General features: G+C 64.2%; 24 protein-coding genes. 7 read left to right on the top strand and 17 right to left on the bottom strand.

Features of this window, described 5'->3' with window-relative positions:
* Positions 1-75 precede the first annotated feature (75 nt).
* The 11 genes from M0534_RS13405 to glyA form a co-directional block, all read right to left on the bottom strand.
* Positions 76-909, bottom strand: a complete 834-nt coding sequence (locus tag M0534_RS13405; protein ID WP_248568948.1) for an ion transporter — start codon at positions 907-909, stop codon at positions 76-78.
* Positions 910-1,012: 103 nt separating this feature from the next.
* Entirely contained in the window at positions 1,013-2,305 is a 1,293-nt protein-coding gene (locus M0534_RS13400; RefSeq protein WP_248568947.1) for a putative PEP-binding protein, read from the bottom strand.
* Between the two features lie 10 nt (positions 2,306-2,315).
* Positions 2,316-2,804, bottom strand: a complete 489-nt coding sequence (locus M0534_RS13395) for a phosphatidylglycerophosphatase A family protein (RefSeq protein WP_248568946.1) — start codon at positions 2,802-2,804, stop codon at positions 2,316-2,318.
* Positions 2,804-3,772, bottom strand: a complete 969-nt coding sequence (gene thiL, locus M0534_RS13390; RefSeq protein ID WP_248568945.1) for a thiamine-phosphate kinase — start codon at positions 3,770-3,772, stop codon at positions 2,804-2,806. Before thiL ends, M0534_RS13395 begins: the two co-directional genes overlap by 1 nt.
* 9 nt (positions 3,773-3,781) lie before the next feature.
* Positions 3,782-4,342: a transcription antitermination factor NusB gene (nusB, locus tag M0534_RS13385; RefSeq protein ID WP_248568944.1), complete on the bottom strand. Its 561-nt coding sequence runs from the start codon at positions 4,340-4,342 to the stop codon at positions 3,782-3,784.
* On the bottom strand, positions 4,335-4,808 hold the full coding sequence (gene ribH, locus M0534_RS13380) for a 6,7-dimethyl-8-ribityllumazine synthase (protein ID WP_428348969.1): 474 nt from the start codon (positions 4,806-4,808) through the stop codon (positions 4,335-4,337). Before ribH ends, nusB begins: the two co-directional genes overlap by 8 nt.
* A gap of 82 nt (positions 4,809-4,890) precedes the next feature.
* Positions 4,891-6,006 (bottom strand): bifunctional 3,4-dihydroxy-2-butanone-4-phosphate synthase/GTP cyclohydrolase II, encoded by a 1,116-nt coding sequence (ribBA, locus tag M0534_RS13375; protein ID WP_248568942.1) that lies wholly within the window; start codon positions 6,004-6,006, stop codon positions 4,891-4,893.
* Between the two features lie 68 nt (positions 6,007-6,074).
* Positions 6,075-6,731: a riboflavin synthase gene (locus tag M0534_RS13370; RefSeq protein WP_248568941.1), complete on the bottom strand. Its 657-nt coding sequence runs from the start codon at positions 6,729-6,731 to the stop codon at positions 6,075-6,077.
* Positions 6,732-6,738: 7 nt separating this feature from the next.
* Entirely contained in the window at positions 6,739-7,857 is a 1,119-nt protein-coding gene (ribD, locus tag M0534_RS13365) for a bifunctional diaminohydroxyphosphoribosylaminopyrimidine deaminase/5-amino-6-(5-phosphoribosylamino)uracil reductase RibD (RefSeq protein WP_248568940.1), read from the bottom strand.
* Positions 7,858-7,896: 39 nt separating this feature from the next.
* Positions 7,897-8,385 (bottom strand): transcriptional regulator NrdR, encoded by a 489-nt coding sequence (gene nrdR, locus M0534_RS13360; protein WP_248568939.1) that lies wholly within the window; start codon positions 8,383-8,385, stop codon positions 7,897-7,899.
* 41 nt (positions 8,386-8,426) lie between these two features.
* A complete protein-coding gene (gene glyA, locus M0534_RS13355; protein WP_248568938.1) occupies positions 8,427-9,722 on the bottom strand; it encodes a serine hydroxymethyltransferase in 1,296 nt (431 codons plus the stop codon).
* Positions 9,723-10,007: 285 nt separating this feature from the next.
* Here glyA and M0534_RS13350 point away from each other — a divergent pair, with 285 nt between their 5' ends.
* Together M0534_RS13350 and rimK are read left to right on the top strand one after the other, a co-directional pair.
* The gene (locus M0534_RS13350; RefSeq protein ID WP_248568937.1) at positions 10,008-10,457 is read left to right on the top strand and encodes an ATP-dependent zinc protease family protein; all 450 of its coding nucleotides are present in this window, start codon (positions 10,008-10,010) and stop codon (positions 10,455-10,457) included.
* Between the two features lie 23 nt (positions 10,458-10,480).
* The gene (gene rimK, locus M0534_RS13345) at positions 10,481-11,398 is read left to right on the top strand and encodes a 30S ribosomal protein S6--L-glutamate ligase (RefSeq protein WP_248568936.1); all 918 of its coding nucleotides are present in this window, start codon (positions 10,481-10,483) and stop codon (positions 11,396-11,398) included.
* A gap of 7 nt (positions 11,399-11,405) precedes the next feature.
* Here the strand turns inward: rimK and M0534_RS13340 are convergent, their stop codons facing one another.
* The 4 genes from M0534_RS13340 to M0534_RS13325 all read right to left on the bottom strand — a co-directional run bounded on the left by M0534_RS13340 (position 11,406) and on the right by M0534_RS13325 (position 15,017).
* Entirely contained in the window at positions 11,406-12,503 is a 1,098-nt protein-coding gene (locus tag M0534_RS13340) for a porin (protein WP_248568935.1), read from the bottom strand.
* A gap of 212 nt (positions 12,504-12,715) precedes the next feature.
* Positions 12,716-13,543, bottom strand: coding sequence for an ABC transporter substrate-binding protein (locus M0534_RS13335; RefSeq protein ID WP_248568934.1), 828 nt, complete (start codon positions 13,541-13,543; stop codon positions 12,716-12,718).
* 35 nt (positions 13,544-13,578) lie between these two features.
* A complete protein-coding gene (locus tag M0534_RS13330; RefSeq protein ID WP_248568933.1) occupies positions 13,579-14,319 on the bottom strand; it encodes an ATP-binding cassette domain-containing protein in 741 nt (246 codons plus the stop codon).
* Entirely contained in the window at positions 14,316-15,017 is a 702-nt protein-coding gene (locus tag M0534_RS13325) for an ABC transporter permease (RefSeq protein WP_248568932.1), read from the bottom strand. The genes M0534_RS13330 and M0534_RS13325 overlap by 4 nt, the downstream gene beginning before the upstream one ends.
* A 139-nt stretch (positions 15,018-15,156) precedes the next feature.
* Here M0534_RS13325 and M0534_RS13320 point away from each other — a divergent pair, with 139 nt between their 5' ends.
* The 4 genes from M0534_RS13320 (at position 15,157) to M0534_RS13305 (ending at position 20,273) form a co-directional block, all read left to right on the top strand.
* Positions 15,157-16,041, top strand: a complete 885-nt coding sequence (locus M0534_RS13320) for a substrate-binding domain-containing protein (RefSeq protein ID WP_345894730.1) — start codon at positions 15,157-15,159, stop codon at positions 16,039-16,041.
* Between the two features lie 143 nt (positions 16,042-16,184).
* The gene (locus M0534_RS13315) at positions 16,185-18,104 is read left to right on the top strand and encodes a sigma-54-dependent Fis family transcriptional regulator (RefSeq protein WP_248568931.1); all 1,920 of its coding nucleotides are present in this window, start codon (positions 16,185-16,187) and stop codon (positions 18,102-18,104) included.
* Between the two features lie 190 nt (positions 18,105-18,294).
* Positions 18,295-19,815 (top strand): aldehyde dehydrogenase, encoded by a 1,521-nt coding sequence (gene adh, locus M0534_RS13310; RefSeq protein WP_248568930.1) that lies wholly within the window; start codon positions 18,295-18,297, stop codon positions 19,813-19,815.
* A gap of 59 nt (positions 19,816-19,874) precedes the next feature.
* Positions 19,875-20,273 carry a DUF779 domain-containing protein gene (locus M0534_RS13305; RefSeq protein WP_248568929.1) on the top strand — a complete coding sequence of 133 codons (399 nt, stop codon included), beginning with the start codon at positions 19,875-19,877 and terminating at the stop codon, positions 20,271-20,273.
* A gap of 4 nt (positions 20,274-20,277) precedes the next feature.
* On the opposite strand, the gene M0534_RS13300 is transcribed toward M0534_RS13305, so the two are convergent.
* Together M0534_RS13300 and M0534_RS13295 are read right to left on the bottom strand one after the other, a co-directional pair.
* Positions 20,278-21,279, bottom strand: a complete 1,002-nt coding sequence (locus M0534_RS13300) for a DUF6976 family protein (RefSeq protein ID WP_248568928.1) — start codon at positions 21,277-21,279, stop codon at positions 20,278-20,280.
* 59 nt (positions 21,280-21,338) lie between these two features.
* Positions 21,339-22,052: a hypothetical protein gene (locus M0534_RS13295; protein ID WP_248568927.1), complete on the bottom strand. Its 714-nt coding sequence runs from the start codon at positions 22,050-22,052 to the stop codon at positions 21,339-21,341.
* 315 nt (positions 22,053-22,367) lie between these two features.
* Here M0534_RS13295 and ettA point away from each other — a divergent pair, with 315 nt between their 5' ends.
* Positions 22,368-24,032: an energy-dependent translational throttle protein EttA gene (gene ettA / locus M0534_RS13290; RefSeq protein WP_248568926.1), complete on the top strand. Its 1,665-nt coding sequence runs from the start codon at positions 22,368-22,370 to the stop codon at positions 24,030-24,032.
* The last annotated feature ends 18 nt before the right edge of the window (positions 24,033-24,050 follow it).

Raw genomic sequence — 24,050 nt, 5'->3', positions numbered from 1 at the left:
CGTTTTAGGTTTAATGGTTTTACGTAAAACTTAAAACATTAAACCTAAAACGAGAAAAAGGGGCGGGAAAGCGCGTCAACGCCCTTCCCGCCCCTTTTTCTCTAGTACATCCACTTTTTCGTGCAGTTCTTCCAGCAACCTGACCATCCGTTCGCGCTCGGCGTGGGCCCGACCTTCTATCTCGGTGCGCTTGGCGTCTTCTTCCTCCCAGTGCAGCTCCTGCATGGTGTTCACGATGATCCCGATGAACAGGTTGAGCACGGTAAACGCGGTGATCAGGATGAACGGCACGAAGAACAGCCAGGCGTGCGGGTAGACTTCCATCACCGGCCGCGCGATGCCCATGGACCAGCTCTCCAGGGTCATGACCTGGAACAGCGAATACATGGTCAAACCGACGGTGCCAAACCACTCGGGAAAGCTCTCGCCGAACAGCTTGGTGCCCATGACCCCGAAGATGTAGAACACCAGGACCAGCAGGAAGGCGATCCAGCCGATACTGGGTAGCGCCCGCAACAGTGACTCGATGATCACCCGCAGCCGCTCCACCTGGGACAGCAGGCGCAGCACACGCAGGATTCGCAGGGCCCGGAGGATCGAGAAGGGCCCGGTTTCCGGCGCCAGTGCAATGGCGACGATCACGAAATCGAACACGTTCCAGCCACTGCGGAAGAAACGCGGGCCGAAGGCGATCAGCTTCAGTCCGATCTCGATGACGAATACGGTCAGGATGGCGCGTTCGGCCCAGAACAACAGGCCGCCGATATACTGCTGCGCCGTGCTGGATGTCTCCAGGCCCAGAGTGATCGCGTTGAGTACGATCAAAGCAATGATGAAGTTCTGGACCGGCTGCGACTCGACGAACTGGCCCAGGCGCTGACGAACGGATGGACGCATGGCGGATAGCATGGACGGCCTCGGATATTCCCGAAAAAAGGCGACAGTATACGGAGACAGCGGTGTTTGCGTCGTGGCGCTTAGAGAAATGCTGATTTATTCCCGCCTCTGCGCCCTAGCCGGTCTGATCCCACGGGGTCGGCGGCCGGGTCTCCGGCGCCATACCCAGCAACTCCCTGACGCTACCGCTGTCCGACGCCGCCAGCACCGTCGTGGCAAGCTGCTCGGCCTCGCCCAGGCGGGTCCGTGCCAGCACGCGGGACATGGCCGGAATCAGCCTCGGCGCCATCGAGAAACGGCGGAACCCCAGGCCGAGCAGCAACGGCAGGACCCCGGGCATCTGCATCAGCAGGCCGCAGAGCTGGATCCGTTCCAGGCCGCGGGCACCGGCGGCGCGCGCCACCAGATCCAGGAACCGCAGCAGGGTCGGTGCATAGGGATCCAGGTAACCGGCAACGTCCGGAATGTCACGGTCGGCGCCGAACAGGCACTGCATCAGATCATTGCAGCCAATCGAGACGAAGTCCGCGATGCGCTGCCATTCGGGCATGGCCAGGGCGGCGGCCGGGGTTTCGGCCATTGGCCCGATTGGGATGCGGTCGGGCAGCCAGGCCCGAAGCCGATTGCGCCAGTGGCGGAACTCCTCCGGGCTGGCCACATAGGGCACGAGCACCCGCAGCGGATAATTGCGGCTGACATTGGCCAGGGCCGCTGCCTGGGCCGAGACCAGCCCGGACACCGGCCGGGTGCCGAACAATCGGGAGCCCTGCATACCGAGCAGGCCGGTCATGCCCGACACTTCGCCCAGCCAGGTCGGCTTCTTGTCCACCGAGATGTCCAGCAACCGGAAGGTTACCGGCAACGGATCGGCGGCGGCGCAGATAGCGGCAAAGGATTTCTCGTAGAAGGCCTGGTCCGGCATGCGCCCGTGCGATGGCACCAGGTATTCGGTGCGCACCATGCCGACCGCCGTCGCGCCGACGGCATGCGCGTCCCGGGCACCCTGTTCGCCGGTGATGCTGGCTCGCAACTCGACGGCGAGGCCGTCCGCGGTGTGGAACGGCTCCCCGGGCACATTGCTGTGCGCCCCGACTGACTGCGGGTCGGGCACCTCGCCACGACCGATCTCGCCGGTAATCCCGTCAATCCAGATCCGCTCGCCTTCCTGCAGGTATTCGGCCTGCCGGCTGCTGACAATCACGGTCGGGATACCCAGGCCCTGGAGCTCGGTCATCGGGTGGGACAGGGGCGCACCACCGATCACGATCAGGCCGGCGGGCGGCGTCTCCAGCGGCACCAGATCCTCGAAATGCAACAGCAGGATACAATCCGACTCGCCGTCCCGCAGCCGGTGGCGGAGTCGGCCGCTCACCTCGCCTGGTACGAATGGCATGGCCTGAAGGGTCATCGGCACATCCTTAGCTGACCATCAGCACGATCACTTGCAGGGCCACGGCAGCGAACACCCCGGCGACAATGTCATCCAGCATGATGCCGAGGCCGCCGCCGACACGCCGGTCCAGCCAGTTGATCGGCCATGGCTTGAGGATGTCGAACAGGCGAAACAGCAGGAATCCGAGCACAATCCACAGCACGCCCGCCGGCGCGGCAATCATTGTCACCAGGAAACCGGCAATCTCGTCCCAGACGATCGCCGGGTGATCGTGCACGCCGAAGTCGCGGGCGGCCCGGCCGCAAATCCAGATACCCGCAACACAGGCGATCAGGGTCAGTACCAGATAAGCGGCCAGCGGCAGTCCGGCGATCAGCAGGTACAGCGGGATCGCCGCCAGCGTGCCGAAGGTGCCGGGTGCACGCGGCGCCAACCCGCTGCCGAAACCCAGCGCAAGAAAATGCACCGGCTGACTCAGCCGGGCACGTCCGTGCAGGGACTGCTGCTCACTCATTATTCCTCGCCGAAGTGCTGGTAGCCGCCGGGCGCTGCCGGCACCAGACTGCCGTCCTCCCGGCGCAGCCGCAAACCGGGTTCGGCAACGATGCGCCCGATAACTGTAAGCGGCGTGCCGACCGCTCCGGCGATGCCGGCAAGATCCGGCAGGAAGCGCTCCGGAACGGTAAAACACAATTCGTAGTCATCACCACCGGCCAGCGCCGCCTGACGAGCGGCCACCGCGCCGGCATACCGCACGGCCGTCTCCGAACAGGGCAGGTCCTGCACCTGGATTTCGGCGCCGCAGCCGCTGGCTGTCAGCACATGACCCAGATCCGACGCCAGGCCGTCCGACAGGTCAATCGCCGCGCTGGCCCGGCCTCGCAGGGCGAGGCCGAGTTGAATCCGGGGACTCGGCCGATGCAGTCGCCGGGTCAGCGAGCTTGTGTCCGAACCCCGTTCGCCCGCCTGCCAGCACCGCAGTCCGAGGGCCGCATCACCCAGGCAGCCGCTGACAACGACATGGTCACCGGGGGTCGCACCGTCCCGCCGCAGGGCCCGCCCCGCCGGTACAAACCCGGTGATCTGCACGGTAATCACAAGCGGGCCACGGCACAGGTCCCCGCCAACCAGGGCGACGCCATGTTCCCGGGCCAGTGCATCAAACGCGGTGGCAAAGGCCTGTAGCCAGTCACCATCGGCCGAGGGCATGGTCAGGCACAGGGTGGTCCAGGCCGGTTCGGCAGCCATCGCCGCCAGATCGCTGAGATTCACCGCCAGCGCCTTGTGGCCGATCGCGGCGACCGGGGCATCCTCGGGGAAGTGCACGCCGGCAACCAGGGTGTCGGTGCTGACCGCGAGCAGGTGCCCGGCCGGGGGCTGCAACAGAGCGGCGTCATCGCCGACCCCCAGTTGCACATCCTCCCGCCGGCAACCGAGCCCGGTGAGATATTGGCGTATCAGATCGAATTCGGAGCGGGCCATGGCACCGCGTCAGCCTCGCCCCTTGTCCCGCGCGGCAATCTCCGTCTGACGAAAGCGGTCGTTGCGTGCGACCTTGTCGAGCACCGCATTGATGTACTTGTGCCCATCCTGGCCACCGAACTGCTTGGCCAACTCGACGCACTCGTTGATCACCACCCGGGCCGGCACCTGCAGGCGCTCGACCAGCTCGTAAGTGCCCATCCGCAGGATCAGGCGCTCCACCGGATCAAGGCTGGCAATGGAACGGCTCAGGTGCGGGGTGATACGCGCGTCCCAGTCCTCCAGCCGTTCCAGCACGCCATGCAACAATTCACGAAACAGAGCGACATCGACCTGATCCATCGAGGTCGCATCTTCCAGCTCGGTATCCGGCTCGATGGCCGGCGGCTCCTTGTCGGCCGCCGGCATATCCTCCTCGGGAGGCAGGAACTGGCGCTCGATATCCGAGGCGCTCAGGCCGCCCAACTGCCACTGGTAGAGCGCCTGCAGTGCACGTTGCCGGGCCCGTTGCCGGGCCTGCTGCTGGGCGCCCGGCATGTGACGCTTGCGGCGGCGGTCTTGCTCAGTCATGCAGTTGCTTCAGCAGGCTGACCATTTCCATCGCTGACATCGCGGCGTCGGCCCCCTTGTTGCCGGCCTTGGTACCGGAACGCTCGACCGCCTGCTCGATGGTGTCCACGGTCAGCACGCCGAAAGCCACCGGCACATCATGTTCGATGGAGGCCTGCGAGATGCCCTTGGTACATTCGCCGGCCACGTATTCGAAATGCGGTGTGCCACCACGGATCACCGCGCCCAGCGCGATCACCGCATCGTACTGATCCTTGCGCGCCGCCCGATCCACCACCAGCGGCAATTCCCAGGCTCCCGGGACCCGAATGACATCGATGCTGTCCTCGGCCACCCCGTGCCGCTTCAGCGCATCCAGGGCACCCTGCAGCAGACTCTCGACAACAAAGGCGTTGAACCGGGCAACAACGATCGCATACCGACCCTGCACCGCCTCGGTGGTGAAATCCCCTTCAATCACGTTCATGAACAATCATCCTCGCCAAATCGACGGCAACCGGGTAATGGGTTTGCCCTGTCTGAAAACGGAACACTGAAACCTGAAAACTTCAGGCGGGGTCGACATACTCCACGACTTCCATACCGAAACCGGACAGCGCATGCATGCGTTTCGGCGCACTCAGCACCCGCATGCGCCGGACCCCGAGATCCGCGAGAACCTGGGCTCCGATACCGTAAGTCCGCAGTTCACTGCTGGACTGGGCCATCCCCGGCTCACCGGAACTCTGCGCCTGCAGCTGATAGTCCCGCATACGCGACAGGATCGCCGAGTCATTCTCGTTGTTCCGCAGCACCACGACCACACCGCTATCGGCTCCTGCCACCTGCTTCAGCGCGTTTCGCAATGGCCAGCCACACAACGGCCCGGTGCTGGCGAAGCTGTCGGCCAGGGTGTTCTGCAGATGGACCCGGACCAGCACCGGATCCTCCGGCTTGATGCGCCCCCGGACCAGCGCGAAGTGCAGCGCGTTGTCCACATTGTCCTGGTAGGCATAGAGCTGGAAGGCACCGAACTCGGTGGGCAAATCGCACTGGGAAACGCGCTCGACGCTGCGCTCGTTACGGATCCGGTAGGCGATCAGGTCGGCAACGGTGCCGATCTTCAGGCCGTGCTCCCGGGCAAACGCAAGCAGGTCGTCGCGGCGTGCCATGGTGCCGTCTTCGTTGAGGATCTCGACAATCACCGCCGACGGCTCGAAGCCTGCCATGCGCGCCAGATCACAGCCTGCCTCGGTGTGTCCGGCGCGGGTCAGCACGCCACCGGGCTGGGCCATCAGCGGGAAGATATGGCCTGGCTGCACCAGGTCTTCCGGGCGTGCATTGGGAGCCACGGCAACCTGCACCGTGCGCGCACGGTCGGCGGCGGAAATGCCGGTGGTCACGCCGCGGGCCGCTTCAATGGAGACCGTGAAATTGGTGGATTTTTGGCCATCCGTGTCGTTCACCATCAGCGGCAGTCGCAACTGTTCACAGCGCTCCCGCGTCAGGGTCTGGCAGATCAGGCCGCGGCCGAAGCGGGCCATGAAATTGATGTCGTCCGGACGAACCATGCTGGATGCCATCACCAGATCGCCCTCGTTCTCGCGATCCTCGTCATCCATGATCACCACCATGCGCCCCTGGCGCAGTTCTTCGATGATCTCCTCGATACTGTTCATGGCCATGCTGTGTCTTGCTCCCGGGGAATCACTGATCCTTCCAAACGCATGTCTGGTACTCGGTCAGCGTTTCCCTATGTATCGAAACCGTGTCGGCCGAGCAGTTCCCGGCTGACCCCCCCGCCGGGCCGCGCTGCCGCGTCCCCCTGCACCAGGCGCTCGAGGTACCGCGCCACAAGATCCACCTCGATGTTGACCTCGCTACCCACCCGATAGCCATCGATGATTGTCGCCTGCATTGTGTGCGGCACGATATTCACATCGAACACCGCCCCGTCGACCCCATTGACCGTCAGGCTGACACCATCGATGCAGACCGACCCCTTCTCCGCGATATAGCGTGCCAGGCGATCCGGCACACGAAAGGCGAACCGCCAGGAACGACCATCCTGGCGTCGTTCCACCACCTCGCCTATGGCATCCACATGGCCGCTCACCAGGTGGCCACCCAGGGGTGTCGACAGGGTCAGGGACTTCTCCAGATTGACCGGCGACCCCGCAGCCAGGTTTTTCAGCGTCGTTCGCTGGAGGCTCTCCAGCGAGACGTCGGCGGCAAATCCTGCGTCGTCCAGGGTCACGGCGGTCAGGCAGACCCCGTTGACGGCAATGCTGTCGCCCAGGCCTACCGTGGTCATCTCCAGCTCGCCGGCGGAGATGTGCAGCCGAACGTCGCCACCGCGGGTCTCCCGCTGCCGCACGCGCCCTTGGGCCTGAACCAGTCCGGTAAACATTGTGATTTCAGGCCTCGCCGGTTACGGGCTGCAATTGCAGCCGAAGATCGTCACCCACCATGCGCGTATCGGTCAGCTTGAGTCGTACCCGATCGCCAAGGTGTTCCAGGCCGGGCAACTCGACCAGTGGCCGCCCCTCGCCGCCCAGGAAATGCGGTGCCTGGTAGAGTACGAGCTCGTCGGCAAGGCGGGATTGCAATAACGCGCCGGCCAGTTCGGCGCCCGCTTCCACCAGCAGATCGTTGATCTCCCGGTCGCCCAGCAGCTGCATCACCGCCGTCAGGTCAAGACGGCCGTCGGTCGCACCAACCCGGGCGACTTCGGCACCTGCCTGCTCCAGGGCCTGACGGGCCTCGGCGTTATCGCTGGCGGTTATCACCAGGGTCGTTCCGGGCTGTTGCAGCATCGCCGCCCGGGGGGACATGCGCAGGCGCGAATCCAGCACCACCCGGAGAGGCGGTGGCATGTCGTCCAGACCGTCAACATCACGCGGCGTCAGCCGGGGGTCGTCTGCACGCACTGTGCCTATGCCGGTCAGAATCGCGCAACTCGCCGCACGCCAGCGATGCACGTCGGCACGCGCCGCCCCGCCGGTGATCCACCGACTCTCACCGTTGGCCATCGCGGTGCGGCCGTCGAGACTGCTGGCAAGCTTGACCACAATGCGCGGCCTGCCCAGCCGCATGCGGGTTACAAAGCCCGCGTTGAGGGCCTCCGCCTGCGCTTCCATCAGACCCAGACGCACGCCGAGGCCGGCATCCCGCAGCCGCTGCAGACCACGCCCGGCCACCTGCGGGTTCGGGTCTTCCATCGCCACCACGACCGAGCGCACGCCGGCATCAATCAGTGCCTGGTCGCAGGGCGGCGTGCGCCCGTGGTGACCACAGGGCTCCAGGGTCAGGATCGCTGTAGCCCCGCGCGTCATGGCGCCCGCCTTCTCCAGCGCCATGATTTCCGCATGCGGGCCACCGGCGCGCTCATGCCAACCTTCGGCCACGATGGCGCCGCTGTGGATCAGCAGGCAACCGACGCGCGGGTTGGGCCGCGTGGTCAGCAATCCGCGCCGGGCCAGCTGCAATGCACGGGCCATCCAACGGTGTTCACCGAGGCTGAAGGTGTCGCTCATGCCATCGTCCCTCCCTGACTAACGGAACCGGGAAACATATTACCCGCCATCCCGGTCCGCGTCCGAGTCGGAAGCGGACTGCTTCTCAAGGCCATCGATCACCTCGCGGAAGGCGCTGACGTCCTCGAAACTGCGATACACCGAGGCGAATCGCACGTAGGCAACCTGGTCCAGCTCGCGCAACTCCTCCATGACCAGCTCACCGATCTGCCGGGTGGGGAGCTCGCGCTCGCCGGCGGAGCGCAAGCGCTTGATGATCCGGTGCAGGGCACCCTCGATCCGCTCGGTGCTGACCGGGCGCTTTTCCAGGGCGCGCAGCATGCCGGTACGCAGCTTGGCTTCGTCGAAGGGCTCGCGGGTGCCGTCCTGCTTGACCAGCCTTGGCATGACCAGCTCGGCGGTCTCGAAGGTGGTGAAACGCTCACTGCATTTTGTGCATTCGCGGCGGCGGCGTACCTGGTCACCTTCCCGCGCAAGACGGGAATCGATGACCCGCGTATCCTGGGCCTGACAGAAGGGACATCGCATACCGGGACTCTCCTGCCACTGGGGAGTAAACCAGCGTTTCCCTACGCACCAACCGATCGGACGCGGGCGTGGGCCTCGTACACCGGAAGGCGGCTGCAGATCTGGCGCACCTTGCCGCGTACCGTTTCCAGCACCTGCTCATCCACGCCGTCGCCATCCATCGCATCCAGCACGTCACAGATCAGATGGCCAACCCGGGTGCATTCCTCAACACCGAACCCGCGGGTCGTCACCGCCGGCGTACCGATGCGCAGCCCCGAGGTCACGAACGGCGACTGCGGGTCATTCGGCACCGCATTCTTGTTGACCGTGATATTGGCGCGGCCGAGCGCCGCATCGGCTGCCTTGCCCGTCACACCCTTGTCGATCAGGTCTATCAGGAACAGATGGTTGTCGGTGCCGCCGGAGACGATCTTGTAGCCGCGCTCCTGCACCGCCGCCGCCATCGACCGGGCGTTGTCGATGACCTGCTGCTGGTAAGCACGGAAATCACCCTCCAGCGCCTCCTTGAAGGCCACCGCCTTGGCCGCGATCACGTGCATCAGCGGGCCGCCCTGGGTCCCCGGAAAGATCAGGGAATTGAATTTCTTCGTGATCTCGGGATTGTCCTGGGCCAGGATCAGACCACCGCGCGGGCCGCGCAGACCCTTGTGCGTGGTCGTGGTACAGACGTGCGCATGCGGAACCGGGCTGGGATAAACGCCGCCCGCCACCAGGCCGGACACGTGGGCCATGTCGACCATCAGCCAGGCGCCAACGGCATCGGCGATCTGCCGGAACCGGGCCCAGTCCATGACCCGCGAATAGGCCGAGAAGCCGGCGACGATCATGCGCGGCTGGTGTTCCCTGGCCAGCCGCTCGATCTCGTCGTAATCCACCTCGCCGGTTTCCGGATCGATGCCGTACTGCACGGCATTGAAGATCTTGCCGGAGAAATTGACCTTTGCACCGTGGGTCAGATGACCGCCGTGATCCAGGCTCATGCCCATGATGGTGTCACCCGGCTTGCACAGCGCCAGGTAAACCGCCGCGTTGGCCTGCGAACCGCTGTGCGGCTGCACATTGGCGTAGCCGGCACCGAACAGTTTGCAGGCCCGCTCGATGGCCAGGGTTTCGGCGATATCGACATACTCGCAGCCGCCGTAATAGCGTTTGCCCGGATAGCCTTCGGCATACTTGTTGGTCAACACGCTGCCCTGGGCCTCGAGCACCCGCGGACTGGCGTAATTCTCGGACGCGATCAGTTCGATATGCTCTTCCTGGCGACGGGTTTCCTGGTCGATGGCATCCGCCAGTTCCGGATCGAAGCCAGCGATGGTCATGTCAGTCGTGAACATGCAAGGTCCTCAAACAAAGGGCTTAGGGAAACACTGATTCATTCCCGCGCCTGCGTTGGAGTCCCGCTACAGGCTGCCCCGGGGCGCGTTCAAAAGGGCTTGGATGATACCTGATAGCCACTGCTGCTGCATCCGCGCGAGCGGTGGTTCGGAGACCGCACCGGCACAGTTCGTCACACCGCCTCCGGACGATTGCAGCGGCCCCGGTTTTCCACTACAAGTGCGTGGACCAGTGCACTGCTTTGCGCACCGGGTTTCACCCGACACCCCCTGGCGGAGTCACGGATGACGGCAAGAAAAACAGTCATTGGCTGGCGGGAGTGGGCGATGCTGCCGGAGTTGGGCGTGGATGGTATCAAGGTCAAGGTGGATACCGGGGCTCAGACCTCCTGCCTGCACGCGATCCACATCCGCCGGCTCGACGACGACCGGGTTCGCTTCGAGCTGCATCCCCTGCAGCGGCGCAGTGACGTAACGGTCACCTGCATCGCCAGTCTGGTCGGCGAACGCCTGGTGACCAGTTCCACCGGCCATCGCGAGCGGCGGCCGGTCATTCGCACGCCGATCGCCATGGGCGGTCAGCAATGGCCGATCGAGATAACCCTGACCAACCGTGACAGCATGGGTTTCCGGATGCTGCTGGGACGCCAGGCAATGCGCGGCCATCTGATCGTCGATGCCGGCGAGTCCTTCCTGCTGGGCAAGCGCCCGGCAGGCCCGAACAGCCCTGCCTGACCAGCGAGTACCAAGGGACAGCCATGAGCGAACCGTTCAACATCATCATCCTGTCGCGCAATCGCCAGCTGTATTCCACCCGGCGACTGGTGGAGGCCGGCGAGGAGGGTGGTCATACGGTGCGGGTGGTCGATCCACTGCGCTGCTACATGAACATCAGCTCGCACCGCCCGGAGATTCACTACAAGGGCGAGGTTCTGCCCGCCTGCGACGCCGTGATCCCGCGCATCGGCGCATCCATCACCTTCTACGGCACAGCGGTGGTGCGCCAGTTCGAGATGATGGGCACGTTCTCGGTCAACGAATCGGTCGCCATCAGCCGCTCCCGTGACAAGCTGCGCTCGCTGCAACTGCTGTCTCGCAAGGGTATCGGCCTGCCGGTGACCGGCTTCGGCTATTCGCCGGACGACAATCTGGACCTGATCAACCTGGTCGGCGGCGCGCCACTGGTGGTGAAACTGCTGGAAGGGACCCAGGGCAAGGGCGTGGTGCTGGCCGAGACCAACAAGGCGGCCGAGAGTGTGATCGATGCCTTCCGCGGCCTGCGCGCCTACTTCCTGACCCAGGAGTACATCAAGGAGGCGGGCGGCGCCGACATCCGCTGTTTCGTGGTCGGCGACAAGGTGGTCGGCAGCATGATGCGCCAGGCCAAGGACGGTGAATTCCGCTCCAATGTGCACCGTGGCGGCAGCACGCGGGCAATCCGGATCACTCCCGAGGAGCGTTCAACGGCGGTGCGCGCGGCGCGGATCATGGGGCTGAACGTGGCCGGCGTCGACATCATGCGGTCGAACCACGGACCGGTGGTGCTGGAGGTGAACTCTTCACCCGGCCTGGAAGGTATCGAGGGCGCGACCGGCAAGGACATCGCCGGGGCCATCTACGGCTTCATCGAGAAGAACGGAAAAGCCGGCAAGACCCGGACGCGGGGCCGGGGCTGAGCCTCGATCAGAAATTGAACATCGCACCCAGGGCGAGCGCGTAGCCGGTCCTGTCAGCCGCACCACCCCGGTCGATATTGCTGCCCTGCTGCCACGGTGTCAGGGTCTGCAGACGATCATTGTCCATCAGCGCACTGCTTGCGTAGACCGTGAAATGCCGATTGAAGACATAGTCGGCGCCAACTGCGAGCATCTGTGCATCGAAATCGGTGTCGTCGGCGTCCAGCCGGTAATACTGGGTTTTCAGCCGCAGTTCCTGCGTCACTGAATAACGGGCACCAAGACCAAAGGCGGTGTCGTCCGGCCGCCCAGCCTGCTGTGCCAGGCCGGTGAAGCGCCAGGCATTCAGGTCCAGCACCGCACCCAGCCGGGTCATGTAGCGGTCCGGCAGGTCCCGGTCTTCCTTGTTGTTGCGCTCATGCGCCAGGGCCAGCGTGAGGCCGCCCTGCACATAGGTCAGCGCGGTACTCCAGGCGTCATTGGCATTGTTGTTGGCCGAGCTGCCGCCCGGCTCGGTCTCCAGCGAGTAATGCGCGGCGAGGCCCAACCCCTGCCAGCGCGGCGTCTCGTAATTGATGCCGTTGCGAAAGCGTTCGTCGAAACCCTGCAGGCGGACGCCGCTCGCGTCCGTGTAGTTGTTGCGCAGGATATTGCGGGCATCGCCGACCTGGTCGGAGAACAGATTTACCGCCCGCTGCACATCCTTGAGTGGCGTATTGAAACGCCCTGCACGCAGTCGCCCCCAAGTACCTTCAGCACCGAGAAAGGTGTCACGGGCCGGAAAGGTGCTATCGCTGCTGTCGATGGCGATCAGCCGCTCCACCTGGCCAATGGCGCGCAGGTTCGGCAGCACGTCATAGCCGATCCGAAAGCCGATACGGCTGCTCCGGCTGGCAAGATTGAACGCACTGTAGTCATCGCCGTTGTCCAGATAGGCCAGGTCCGCATGCAGGCGGCCGTAGACCTCCCAGTCCACATCGCTCACGACGGACTGCCCCACCGTCGGCAAGCCGAGAATGGCCGTGGCGGACAGCCCGGCAAGGAGTGGCGCAGGTCTTGCAAGGCGAATCATCAGGCTGTCACCGCATTGAAAGAAAGCCGGCATGCTATCGAATGCTCCCGCCAAGGCCAATCAGGAAATTCCTGACGGTCCTTCGGATGCGCCATGAACCGTCAGTCTTCCACTGAGGGTGCACACCGTTAAGGAAACGCTGATTTATTCCCGCGTCTGCGCCCGAGAGGATAAAGACCGTTGGCAGCGACGGCATTTCGACCTGGGCAGGCCCATGCAGACCGTCCACCAAGCCGATTGCAGACTCAGTACGGGAGAAACACCTGCTCACCGTCAATCCGGTATTCAGAGATTGCGGTCTGGCCGACCTCGGAAACCAGCCAGTCGTGCCACTTGCCGGCAAGATCATGCTTCAGGTGGGGATGCCGCTCGGGATCGATCAGCACGCTGCCATAGGCATTGAACAGGACCTCGTCGCCCTCGAACAAAAGCACCAGTTCCTGCCGGTTTCGAAAACCCAGCCAGGAGGCCCGGTCGGAAAGGAGGTAGGCGTCCATCGCTGCCGCAGTGTTCAGCGTTGCCCCCATGCCGCTGCCAAGCTCCCTATACCAGCGACTGCCCGGTTCGACGCCGGCCTCCTGCCAGAGCCGAAGCTCGGCCCGGTGCGTGCCGCTGTCGTCGCCGCGTGAGGCAAATGCTGCCTCGGCCTCCGCTATGCGCTGCATGGCATCAATCGCGCTTTCCGCATCCGCGATACCGGCCGGATCACCGGACGGCCCGATGATCACGAAGTCGTTGTACATTACTTCCCGCCGTTCGATGCCATAGCCGTCTTCGATAAACCGCTTCTCGCCGGTGGTGTCATGCACAAGCAGCGCGTCGGCGTCACCGGCGCGGGCCATGGCAAAGGCCTGACCGGTACCCACTGCTACCACCCGCACCTCGATGCCGGTAGCCTCGGTGAACGTGGGAATGATGTGGTGAAACAGGCCGGATTGCTCCGTGGATGTGGTCGACGCCAGCGTGATGTGGGGCTTGCCGGCCAACGCGATGGTGGCCGACAGCAGACCTGCCGCAAGAACCAGACAGCCAAGCGTTCGCCGGAATCGGGACCTACCGGGATTCTTGAGCATTCGGGATCCCCTCGCTGCTTGCGTATGCGCAGCCATCACCACACCAGATCGCCGCGCAGGAAAGCCGCTGCTTCAGGGCTTTGCGGCTGTTCGAAGAACGTCGTCGCGGGCGTCTGTTCAAGCAGTCGACCCCCGCAGAGGAACAACACGTCATCCGCCAGACGCCTCGCCTGCCCGAGATCATGGGTGCTCATGACGACACGCGTGCCAGCGCGATGAAAGTCCAGCACGGCATCCTCCACCGATTTGGTCGCGGCGGGATCCAGCGCCGAAGTCGGTTCGTCGAGAAACAGGATCTCCGGGCGAAGGGCCCAGGCCCGAGCCAGCGCGAGGCGCTGCTGCTCGCCCCCGGACAACACCCGGGCCGGCCGCCGCGCCAGCGGCGACAGGCCGAAACGCTCAAGGGCGTCTTCGGCCCGACGTTTGCCTTCGGCCCGGCCAACGCCTTGCAGGGACAGCGCATGCCGGACATTGGCCAGGGCCCCGCGCCGCAGCAGTACCGGCCGTTGAAACACCATCGCCTGGCGGCGACGCAGAAACGCCACGGACGCCCCCCCGAGCGACCAGTCGATTCGCCCGCTGGTTGGTGTCAGCAAGCCGTGGCAAAGCCGCATCAACAGGCTCTTCCCGGCTCCGTTCGGGCCAAGCAGGATGGTGCGGCCGACCGGACCCAGCGTGAACTCCACGCCGTCGAGCAGCGACTGGCCGCGATGCCGGAATCCGAGTGCACTCACGCGCAACGGCAGCAGCGCATCGGGACGGGACAGGTCGTTCATCCCAGCCTCCGCTTCGCCTGTTCGCCGATCAGATAGGCGGTGGCGTTGACCAGCATCACCAGCAACAACAGGACGATGCCGAGGGCCAGCGCCAGCGGCAGATCGCCACGGCTGGTCTCCAGCGCGATGGCCGTGGTCATGACCCGCGTGACCCCGTCGATATTGCCGCCAACGATCAGCACCGCACCGACCTCGGCACTGGCGCGCCCGAAGCCGGCCAGCACCCCTGTAACCAGCGAGAAGCGGGCGTCCCAGAGCAGCGTCGGAATGGCCCGAAGCCGACTCGACCCCAGCGACTGCAACTGTTCGCGATACTCCTCCCACAGGTCCTCTACCACCTGGCGAGACAGTGCAGCGATGATCGGCAACACCAGCAGGGTCTGTGCGATCACCATGGCGGTGGGCGTGAACAGCAGCCCCCAGGAACCGAGCGGCCCGGCACGGGACAGCAGCAGATAGACCATCAGCCCGGCGACCACCGGGGGCAATCCCATCAGGGCGTTCAGGCCTGCAACGGCAATCCCGCGGCCGGGAAACCGGAACAGGGCAATGGCAGCACCCAGCGGCAGGCCGAGCAGCGCGGCAATGGCGACCGCAGTCAGACTGACCTGCAGCGACAGTCCAACAATACCCAGCAGAACCGGATCACGCTCCAGTATCAGTTCCAGCGCAATCGCGAACGGATTCCCTGCCGCCACCTGCCACTCCCGTTATTCGGCCTTGCCTCAAGCAGAGCCGACACCTTGCCGCTTTCAACAATGAAAGCGCATGATGCAGCTTCACGTACCACGGTGCACCGCCTTTCGTAATCAGAACAGGAAAAGACCGGAAAACGGCATGATGTATCACGAGCTAATGACTACGACAGAGGTGGCGGACTACCTGCGGCTCCGCCAACGCAAGATTTATGAACTGGTCAGGCAGCAGGCCATTCCCTGCACCCGGATCACCGGCAAGCTGCTGTTTCCGCGGCAGGCCGTCGACCTGTGGCTGAATAATCACCTCGAGGCGGACACCGCGGCGACACGGCCGCCCCCCGAGATCTTCGCCGGCAGCCACGATCCCTTGCTGGAATGGGCACTGCGGGAATCGGACAGCCATCTCGCGAGCCTCTGCCGAGGCAGCGGCGACGGTGTCCAGCGTCTGCTCGACGGACGTGCCATGGTTGTCGGACTGCACATCACCGATCCCGAGACCGGCGCGGGCAACGATCCGCTGCGCTGCGGACTCGGCGGGCTGCGCGACCTGGTGCTGATTCACTGGGCACGGCGCCGCCAGGGATTGCTGCTGCCACCCGGCAACCCCAAAGGCATCCAGGGCCTGAATGACCTGTTCCGCGACGATGTGACCGTGGTCCGACGGCAGACCGGCGCCGGTGCCGATTCCCTCCTGCGCTGGCTGCTCGGCAAGCTGAGCCTGGAGGTGGCAGCTGTGCGCAACGCCAGCCATACGGCACTGGGAGAAGATGACCTGGCGCTGGATGTGCGTGAAGCGCGGGCGGATTGCGGACTGGGGGTCGAGGCCGCAGCACGACGCCATGGCCTCGACTTCCTGCCCCTGCACACCGAATCATTCGACCTTGCGATGCGTCGCCGCAGCTATTTCGAACCGCCGGTACAGGCACTGCTGCGCTTTGCCGCATCCGCTGCGCTGCACGAGCGCGCCGCAGCCATGGGTGGATATGACCTGGCGGCCACCGGCAGCGTCCGTTTCAACGCCTGACCCCGGGCGATCTGTCAAAACGCTTCAATACCGGCCTCCAGGCAGATAGGACGTGCAAACAGAAACATAATGACGTATATGAAATACTTATTTATAATGTTTGGCGGATTCAACGCGTATGCAAGCCTCAGAGAAGCAGCATCATGCCCCACGCACTGCGCCCGGACTTTCAGCACGCACGGCAGGTCTGCCAAATTCTGAAGCAGTTGACAGACGGTCATTCACCGGCCTCCGCCGGAAACCCCGAACGACGGGTTGCAGAATCCTGGCAGCGTTCATTTGCCCAGCACGGTCTGCGGCCGGACCGGAAACTCGAACCACGTTACCTGGAAGGACCGGAGCTGCGTCGGCGGCGGCAACGACTGGAGGCTCTGCACCGACTTGGCTTCGAGGAAATCGCACGGTTGCAGGAACAACTCCGGGCAGGCGGCTTTTCGGTGCTGCTGGCCGACCGTGACGGCTGCATCCTCCACCGGGCCGGGGATCAGGTCCCGGACCCAGGATTTCGCCGTGCAGGCCTGGCACCTGGCGCCGACTGGAGCGAGTCTGCTGTAGGGACCAACGGTATTGGTACCGCCATTACCCGTCGCCAGGCCACACTAATTCATGCCGATGAGCACTTCCTTGCGGATAATATTCGGCTGTCCTGCGCCGCCGCGCCGATCCGCGCCGGAGACGGCGAGCTGCTGGCGGTACTGGATGCATCGGCGCTAAACCCCGGAATTTCCCCGAAACAGCGGGAACGCACGATGGGCCTCGTGCACATGGCCGCCCGCAGCATCGAAAACGCCCATCTGCTGCGCAGTTGCCGTGAGCACTGGATCATCGCTTTTCATGCCCGTCCCGAGTTCGTCGGCTTGCTGCAACAGGGTTTGCTGGCCGTGGACGGCGATGGACGGATCCGAGCCGCGAACGCCAGCGCATTGAGTCAACTCGGCCTGGAGTTTGCCGCAGGCGTCATCGGCAACTCTTTCGAGGACCTGACAGGCGTGTCCCTCGAAAACCTCGTATCGCTGTCCGGGAAGGATGATGGACTGCGCGAGGCCAGTTTCGGGAACGATCCGGTCCGCCTTCGTCTGCACGCTCCAGCGGCCCGATCGACCTCAGTTCCGTCGCCTGCAAGTGATGCCCTCGACCGAGTACTTGCCGGGCCCGAACCGGTCCTTCAGGAACAACTGGGCCGACTCCGTCGCCTGCTGGACCGGGACATTCCGCTGTTCATTGGTGGAGAAACCGGCACCGGCAAGGAGGTCCTGGCCCAAGCCGTTCACACCTGTTCGACCCGCGCACGGCAACCGTTTGTCGCCCTCAACTGCGCGGCTATCCCCGCGGAACTGATCGAGAGCGAACTGTTCGGCTACCGCCCAGGCGCCTTCACCGGAGCGCTACGCGAAGGGATGAACGGCAAACTGCTGCAAGCCGATGGTGGCACACTGTTCCTGGACGAAATCGGCGACATGCCGACATCCTTGCAGACGCGGCTGCTGCGTGTGCTGGAGACTGGCGAGGTAGTTCCGCTGGGTGCGAGCACCCCCCGCAAGGTAGCGTTCCACCTGCTCAGCGCCAGCCACCAGGACCTGGAACAGGCGGTGGCCCAGGGCCGGTTCCGGGAGGACCTGTACTACCGAATCAACGGCTTCAGCATTCATCTGCCCGCCCTTCGGGATCGCCATGATCTGGCGGGACTGATCGGGCGCATTTTGATGGAGGAATCCGGGAGGGATACTCCGGCATGCCTAGACGGCCAGGCCATGGATGCCCTGATCCGCTACCACTGGCCCGGAAATGTACGCCAGCTCCGGCATGTGCTGCGGGTCGCCGTCGCACTGTGCAGCGATGATGTGATCGGCCTTTCCGACCTGCCTGAAGCGGTCCGCCGCGACCACGTGGAGCAAGCCTGCTCGCCCCCTCTGGACAACGCCCCGGAACGAGCCGAGATCCTCGCCGCATTGCAGCGCCAACGCTGGAACGTCCGGCAGGCAGCGCAGGACCTCGGTGTCAGCCGCAACACGCTGTACCGGCGCATGCACCGACACCGTATCCCCCTTCAGCAACGCCGATGACACCCCGCCCCATGACCCGGGTGACCGTTGCAACGGAGTGTCCCGGATTCACCGGCGAAACACATTCAACCACCTGATTTTTATTGCTTTCATCTCCTGGCACCGGGGATGCAACAGGGACTGCACGCCGGCGACAGCAGGTCCGCTGGCGAACATTCACCAGCATATGGTTGCGGAGGAGATATCCATCATGCGTTACGCACAGCCCGGCACGGACGGCGCCAAGGTCCAGTTCAAATCCCGCTACGGTAACTTCATCAACGGCGAATGGGTCGCACCGGTCCAGGGGCGCTATTTCGAGAACCCGAGCCCGGTCAACGGCAAACCCTTCTGCGAGATTCCCCGTTCGACCGCCGAAGACATCGACAGGGCGCTGGATGCGGCGCATGCAGCCAAGGCCGGCTGGGGTACCACCTCGGTCGCCGAACGGGCGCTGGTCCTGAATCGCATCGCCGACCGCATCGAGCAGAACCTGGAAACGCTTGCCGTGGCCGAGACCTGGGACAACGGCAAGCCAGTGCGCGAAACACTGGCTGCGGATCTGCCCCTGGCGGTGGATCATTTCCGCTATTTTGCCGGCGCGATTCGCGCCCAGGAAGGCGGCATCAGCGAGATCGACCACAACACCGTGGCGTACCACTTCCACGAACCGCTGGGCGTGGTCGGCCAGATCATTCCATGGAACTTCCCGCTGCTGATGGCGACCTGGAAGCTGGCACCGGCACTGGCGGCCGGCAACTGCATCGTGATGAAGCCGGCGGAGCAGACCCCGGCCTCGATCCTTGTGCTGCTGGAACTCATTGGTGACCTGCTGCCGCCCGGTGTGCTCAACGTGGTGAACGGTTTCGGCGTCGAGGCCGGCAAGCCGTTGGCGAGCAGCCCGCGGATCGCGAAGATCGCGTTCACCGGCGAGACCACCACCGGCCGTCTGATCATGCAGTACGCCACCGAAAACCTGATTCCGGTGACCCTGGAACTGGGCGGCAAATCGCCGAACGTGTTCTTCGCCGACTGCTTCGACGCCGACGACGCGTTCCGCCAGAAGAGCCTGGAAGGCTTTGCCATGTTCGCGCTGAACCAGGGCGAGGTCTGCACCTGCCCGTCACGGGCTCTGGTCCAGGACAGTTTCTATGGCAGCTTCATGGAGGCCGCCGTCGAACGCACGCGCCGTATCAAGGTCGGCAATCCGCTGGACACCGACACGATGATCGGCGCCCAGGCGTCAAGGGATCAGCTGGAAAAGATCCTGTCCTATGTCGATATCGGCAAGCAGGAAGGCGCCAAGGTGCTGATCGGCGGCGAGCAGATCGAGGCCGAGGGCGAGATTGCCGGTGGCTACTATGTGCAGCCGACCATCTTCGAGGGCCACAACAGGATGCGCGTGTTCCAGGAGGAGATCTTCGGTCCGGTGGTCTCGGTCGCGCGGTTCAGCGATTTCGACGATGCCCTGAGCATCGCCAACGACACCCTCTACGGGCTCGGTGCCGGCGTCTGGTCGCGTAACGGCAACACCGCTTATCGCATGGGCCGCGGCATCCAGGCCGGTCGCGTCTGGACCAACTGCTACCACATGTACCCGGCCCATGCGGCGTTCGGTGGCTACAAGCAGTCCGGTATCGGTCGCGAGAATCACCAGATGATGCTGGACCACTATCAGCAGACCAAGAACCTGCTGGTCAGCTACGACGAGAACCCGATGGGCTTCTTCTGAACTCCTGGCAGGCAAGACGGGAGGCCTCCCGGGCCTCCCGTCATTTTCCCGGAGGTTGCATGAATACGGTAACCCGCGTCTCGGTCACCGACGCCGCAACGGAACTCATCGAGCGACTGGCCGCAATTCACGGACCACTGCTGTTTCACCAGTCCGGCGGCTGCTGCGACGGCAGTGCACCGATGTGCTACCCGCGCAAAGAATTCCGGATCGGGGCACAGGACGTCTACCTCGGCGAGATTGCCGGGCAGCCGTTCTATATCGGCGGTGCCCAGTTCGACTACTGGGAACACACCCATCTGATTATCGATGTGGTCCCCGGGCGAGACAGCGGCTTTTCGCTGGAATCGCCCGAAGGCCTGCGTTTTCTTGCCCGCTCGCGACTCTACACTGACGAGGAATGGGCGGAACTGGAGTCCATCGGCAAGCCGGCCCGCGGCCCCCGGCACAGCGACTGAGCGCTTAATCAAGCCGACGCACGGCCATGTAGACCATGGTCTGGTTGAGCAGCTGGTAGGCCACTTCGCCGAAGGTCATGGGCCCGTCAAAGCCCTCGGTCTGTTTGCCTTCAAGGCCGGAATACAGGTAATTGAGCACGCAGTTGAAGCTCAGCGCCGAATGCCGTCCCTCGGGCGGCAGGGCCTGCTCGAAGGCACTGACGTAATCGTCCACCGGCCGCGCCAGGCGGTAGTCGGTATCCGGGAAGACCGGCGCATACAGGGACACCGCGCCCTCCTCCGGACGACTGTCCTTGATGCTGACATTCAGGCTGCTGCCGCAGTAATCGGCAACCAATGGCAAACGGGTGTCGACGGCCTGGTCACGCAGGTAATGCGCCAGGTTTGCCGGCTCGCCATTGATCAGGCAATCACCGACCTCGAAACTCGCATCGGGAAACCGGATCACGTCGCCATCACCCTGTTCGAAGATATTGACGATGCCGATCTCGGCAAACTGGTCCTCCGGCAACGGCACATGCAGCGCCACCGCCATGTCTTCGAGGAACTCGGCCCTGGTGCCGTCCACCGCCACCGGCGCCAGTACGTGATCCAGGTGAAAGCCCGCCACCCAGCCGAGCAGCGGCTTGAGAAACATGTCCTCGAACTCCGGGCCCTTGCGCGAGAACAACTCGTGCACCGTGGACATGGCCGGCAGAATCAGCAGGGTGTAACCATTGGTTGGGCCATCCAGACACAGGCGGTGCAGATCGCCCACGGCGTAACGCCGCAGCGTCGGCGCCCCACCGCCCACCGGCAGCGGCGTCACATGGACCTTGTCGCGACTGGTCTCGCCGCCGTCCTGCCCCATGAAATACGGAATGCTGCCGCCGATCCAGTTGCCGGGGGGCAGGTCCTGCAATGCCTCACGGTCACCGGCGATGGCCAGCCATTCGCCGCCGCGGATGCGGTCCGCCGCCTCTGACGGTGTCATCAGGCAGCTCTTCGCCGCAGTCCCTACCGTCATGCCCTCACTCCTCTGCTTCTCCTCGTTTTTCGTTCCCAGGGGATACATTCACTGTTTCCCTAGCGCGCCGCGCTGATCAGTCGATCCAGCTCGTGCTTCAGGCCGCGTTCGTTGTTGACGAAGAAGCGACGCAGTTCGCGATACTTGATCTCGCGCATCTCCCTGTCCTCGACGCCGCGCAGTTGCGACTGCACGCGCGACAGCAACAAGCGCAGATTGAGCGCCTTCACCGCATGATTCAGTTCACCGGAAACCAGCCGGTCCCAGACCGGATCGGCAAGATCGGGCACTGCCGTGGTGGGCGCCACCTCGGCCTCGGCGCCGTCGGCGCCCGATTGACGGCCGACGCTGAGACCCTCGCGTTCACCCAGCCGCTTGAGTTGCCAGACGTCCTTGAAATCCAGATCGAGCACGGCGCAGACCGCGCGATAACTGGCGCCGCTGCCCAGCAGTTCCGAAATCTGCATGGCCATGGCATTGGTGAACGGCGCCCCGGCCGAGCCGAGGAATGAAAGCGTGCTGGAGGGACTATGACTGGTGTGGATAAAGCAACGGAACGTACCGATATTGCAATGTCGCCAGACCCGCTCGCCGTCGCCTCGCACCAGGCGCGGCCGTCGGCTGCCGAAGCCGAGTCGCTCCAGCAAGCCCGGCGCCGGTGGCTGGTCACTGACCCAGACGTCGACGCGGCGACTGGCTGCATCGGTTTCGGCACGCAGGATCCGCCAGGGCTCGCTCAAACCGAGGGCCTGCTGCAATTCTTGCTCGTTCACGCAACCTCCTCCCCCTTGCGGGATGGTGCGCACCTCAGGTTCGTGCCGCACCGAAAACACGCCGCGCCTTCGGTAGCCCGACGGACAGGCCGGCGTGCCTTTATTCTTAGGTCGGTAAGTATCAAACAGCCGATGCCCGGTTACGGTGACGGAATTAACAATCCCGCCATTCGATACCGGATCTACATTGGAAACTTTTTCGTCGACGATTCAATCGATTGCCGACGGAACGCAGGGAGTCTGGTGTTTCCTTTGCCCGCGGCTCGGGCCATCTGGATAATATGCGCTCTCCACAGAGACGGAACGTGATCAGCAATGGCCCAATACATCTACACCATGAACCGGGTGAGCAAGGTTGTGCCGCCCAAGCGCGAAATCCTGAAGGACATTTCGCTGTCCTTCTTCCCCGGTGCCAAGATCGGGGTGCTCGGCCTCAACGGCTCGGGAAAGTCCACACTGCTGCGGATCATGGCGGGGCTGGATACCGAGATCGAGGGCGAGGCACGGCCGCAGCCCGGCATCAACATCGGTTACCTGCCGCAGGAGCCGCAACTCGATCCCGACAAGGACGTGCGTGGCAACGTCGAGGAAGGTGTGGCCGAGATCAAGGGCCTGCTGGACCGGTTCAACGACGTATCGGCGCAGTTCGCGGAACCCGATGCCGACTTTGACGCCTTGATGGCCGAACAGGGCAAATTGCAGGACAAGATCGACGCGGCCGGCGCCTGGGAACTGGACCGCAAACTGGAACAGGCCGCCGATGCGCTGCGCCTGCCGCCCTGGGATGCGGACGTGACCAAGCTCTCCGGCGGTGAACGCCGCCGGGTGGCCCTGTGTCGGCTGCTGCTGTCGAGCCCCGACATGCTGCTGCTGGACGAACCGACCAACCACTTGGATGCCGAAAGCGTGGCCTGGCTGGAACGCTTCCTGGCCGAGTTCCCGGGCACCGTGGTGGCAGTGACCCATGATCGCTACTTCCTGGACAACGTGGCTGGCTGGATCCTCGAGCTCGACCGTGGCCACGGCATTCCCTGGGAAGGCAACTACTCCTCCTGGCTGGAGCAGAAGGAAAAACGCCTGGAACAGGAAAAGAAGCAGCAGGCCTCGCACAATCGGGCCATCAAGGCAGAGCTGGAATGGGTGCGGCAGAATCCGAAGGGCCGCCAGGCAAAGAGCAAGGCGCGCATGGCGCGTTTCGACGAGCTGCAGTCGAAGGAATTCCAGAAGCGCAACGAAACCCAGGAACTCTACATACCGCCCGGCCCCCGGCTTGGCGACAAGGTGGTGGAGTTCCACGGCGTGCGCAAGGCCTTCGGTGAGCAACTGCTGTACGAGAACCTGGACTTCGCGCTGCCGCCGGGCGGCATTGTCGGTGTCATCGGCCCCAACGGCGCCGGCAAGACCACCCTGTTCCGCCTGATCAGCGGCCAGGAAAAACCCGATGCCGGCGAGGTGGTGGTCGGCGACACCGTGGAACTGGCGGTGGTCGACCAGAGCCGGGATGCGCTGGACGACAGCAAGACGGTCTGGGAGGAGATCTCCGACGGACTCGACATGATCCAGGTGGGCAGCTACGAAACCAATTCCCGCGCCTACGTGGGCCGCTTCAACTTCAAGGGCTCGGACCAGCAGAAGTACATCGGCGACCTGTCCGGCGGTGAGCGCAACCGCGTCCACCTTGCCAAGTTGCTGAAGGCGGGCGGCAACCTGCTGCTGCTGGACGAACCCACCAACGACCTGGACGTGGAAACCCTACGGGCCCTGGAAGAGGCACTGCTGACGTTCCCCGGCTGCGCCGTGGTGATCTCCCATGACCGCTGGTTCCTGGACCGCATCGCCACCCACATCATGGCCTTCGAGGGCGACAGCCAGGTCACGATCTTCCCGGGCAACTATTCCGAGTACGAGGCGGATCGGAAAAAGCGGCTGGGCGACGAGGCGCTGAACCCGCATCGCATTAAATACAAGCGCCTCGCGTAAGCGAGGCACGTTTAATGT

Source organism: Methylonatrum kenyense, from assembly GCF_023195885.1.
Taxonomy (GTDB): Bacteria; Pseudomonadota; Gammaproteobacteria; order Nitrococcales; family Aquisalimonadaceae; genus Methylonatrum; species Methylonatrum kenyense.
This window is presented reverse-complemented; position numbering and strand designations above follow the sequence as displayed.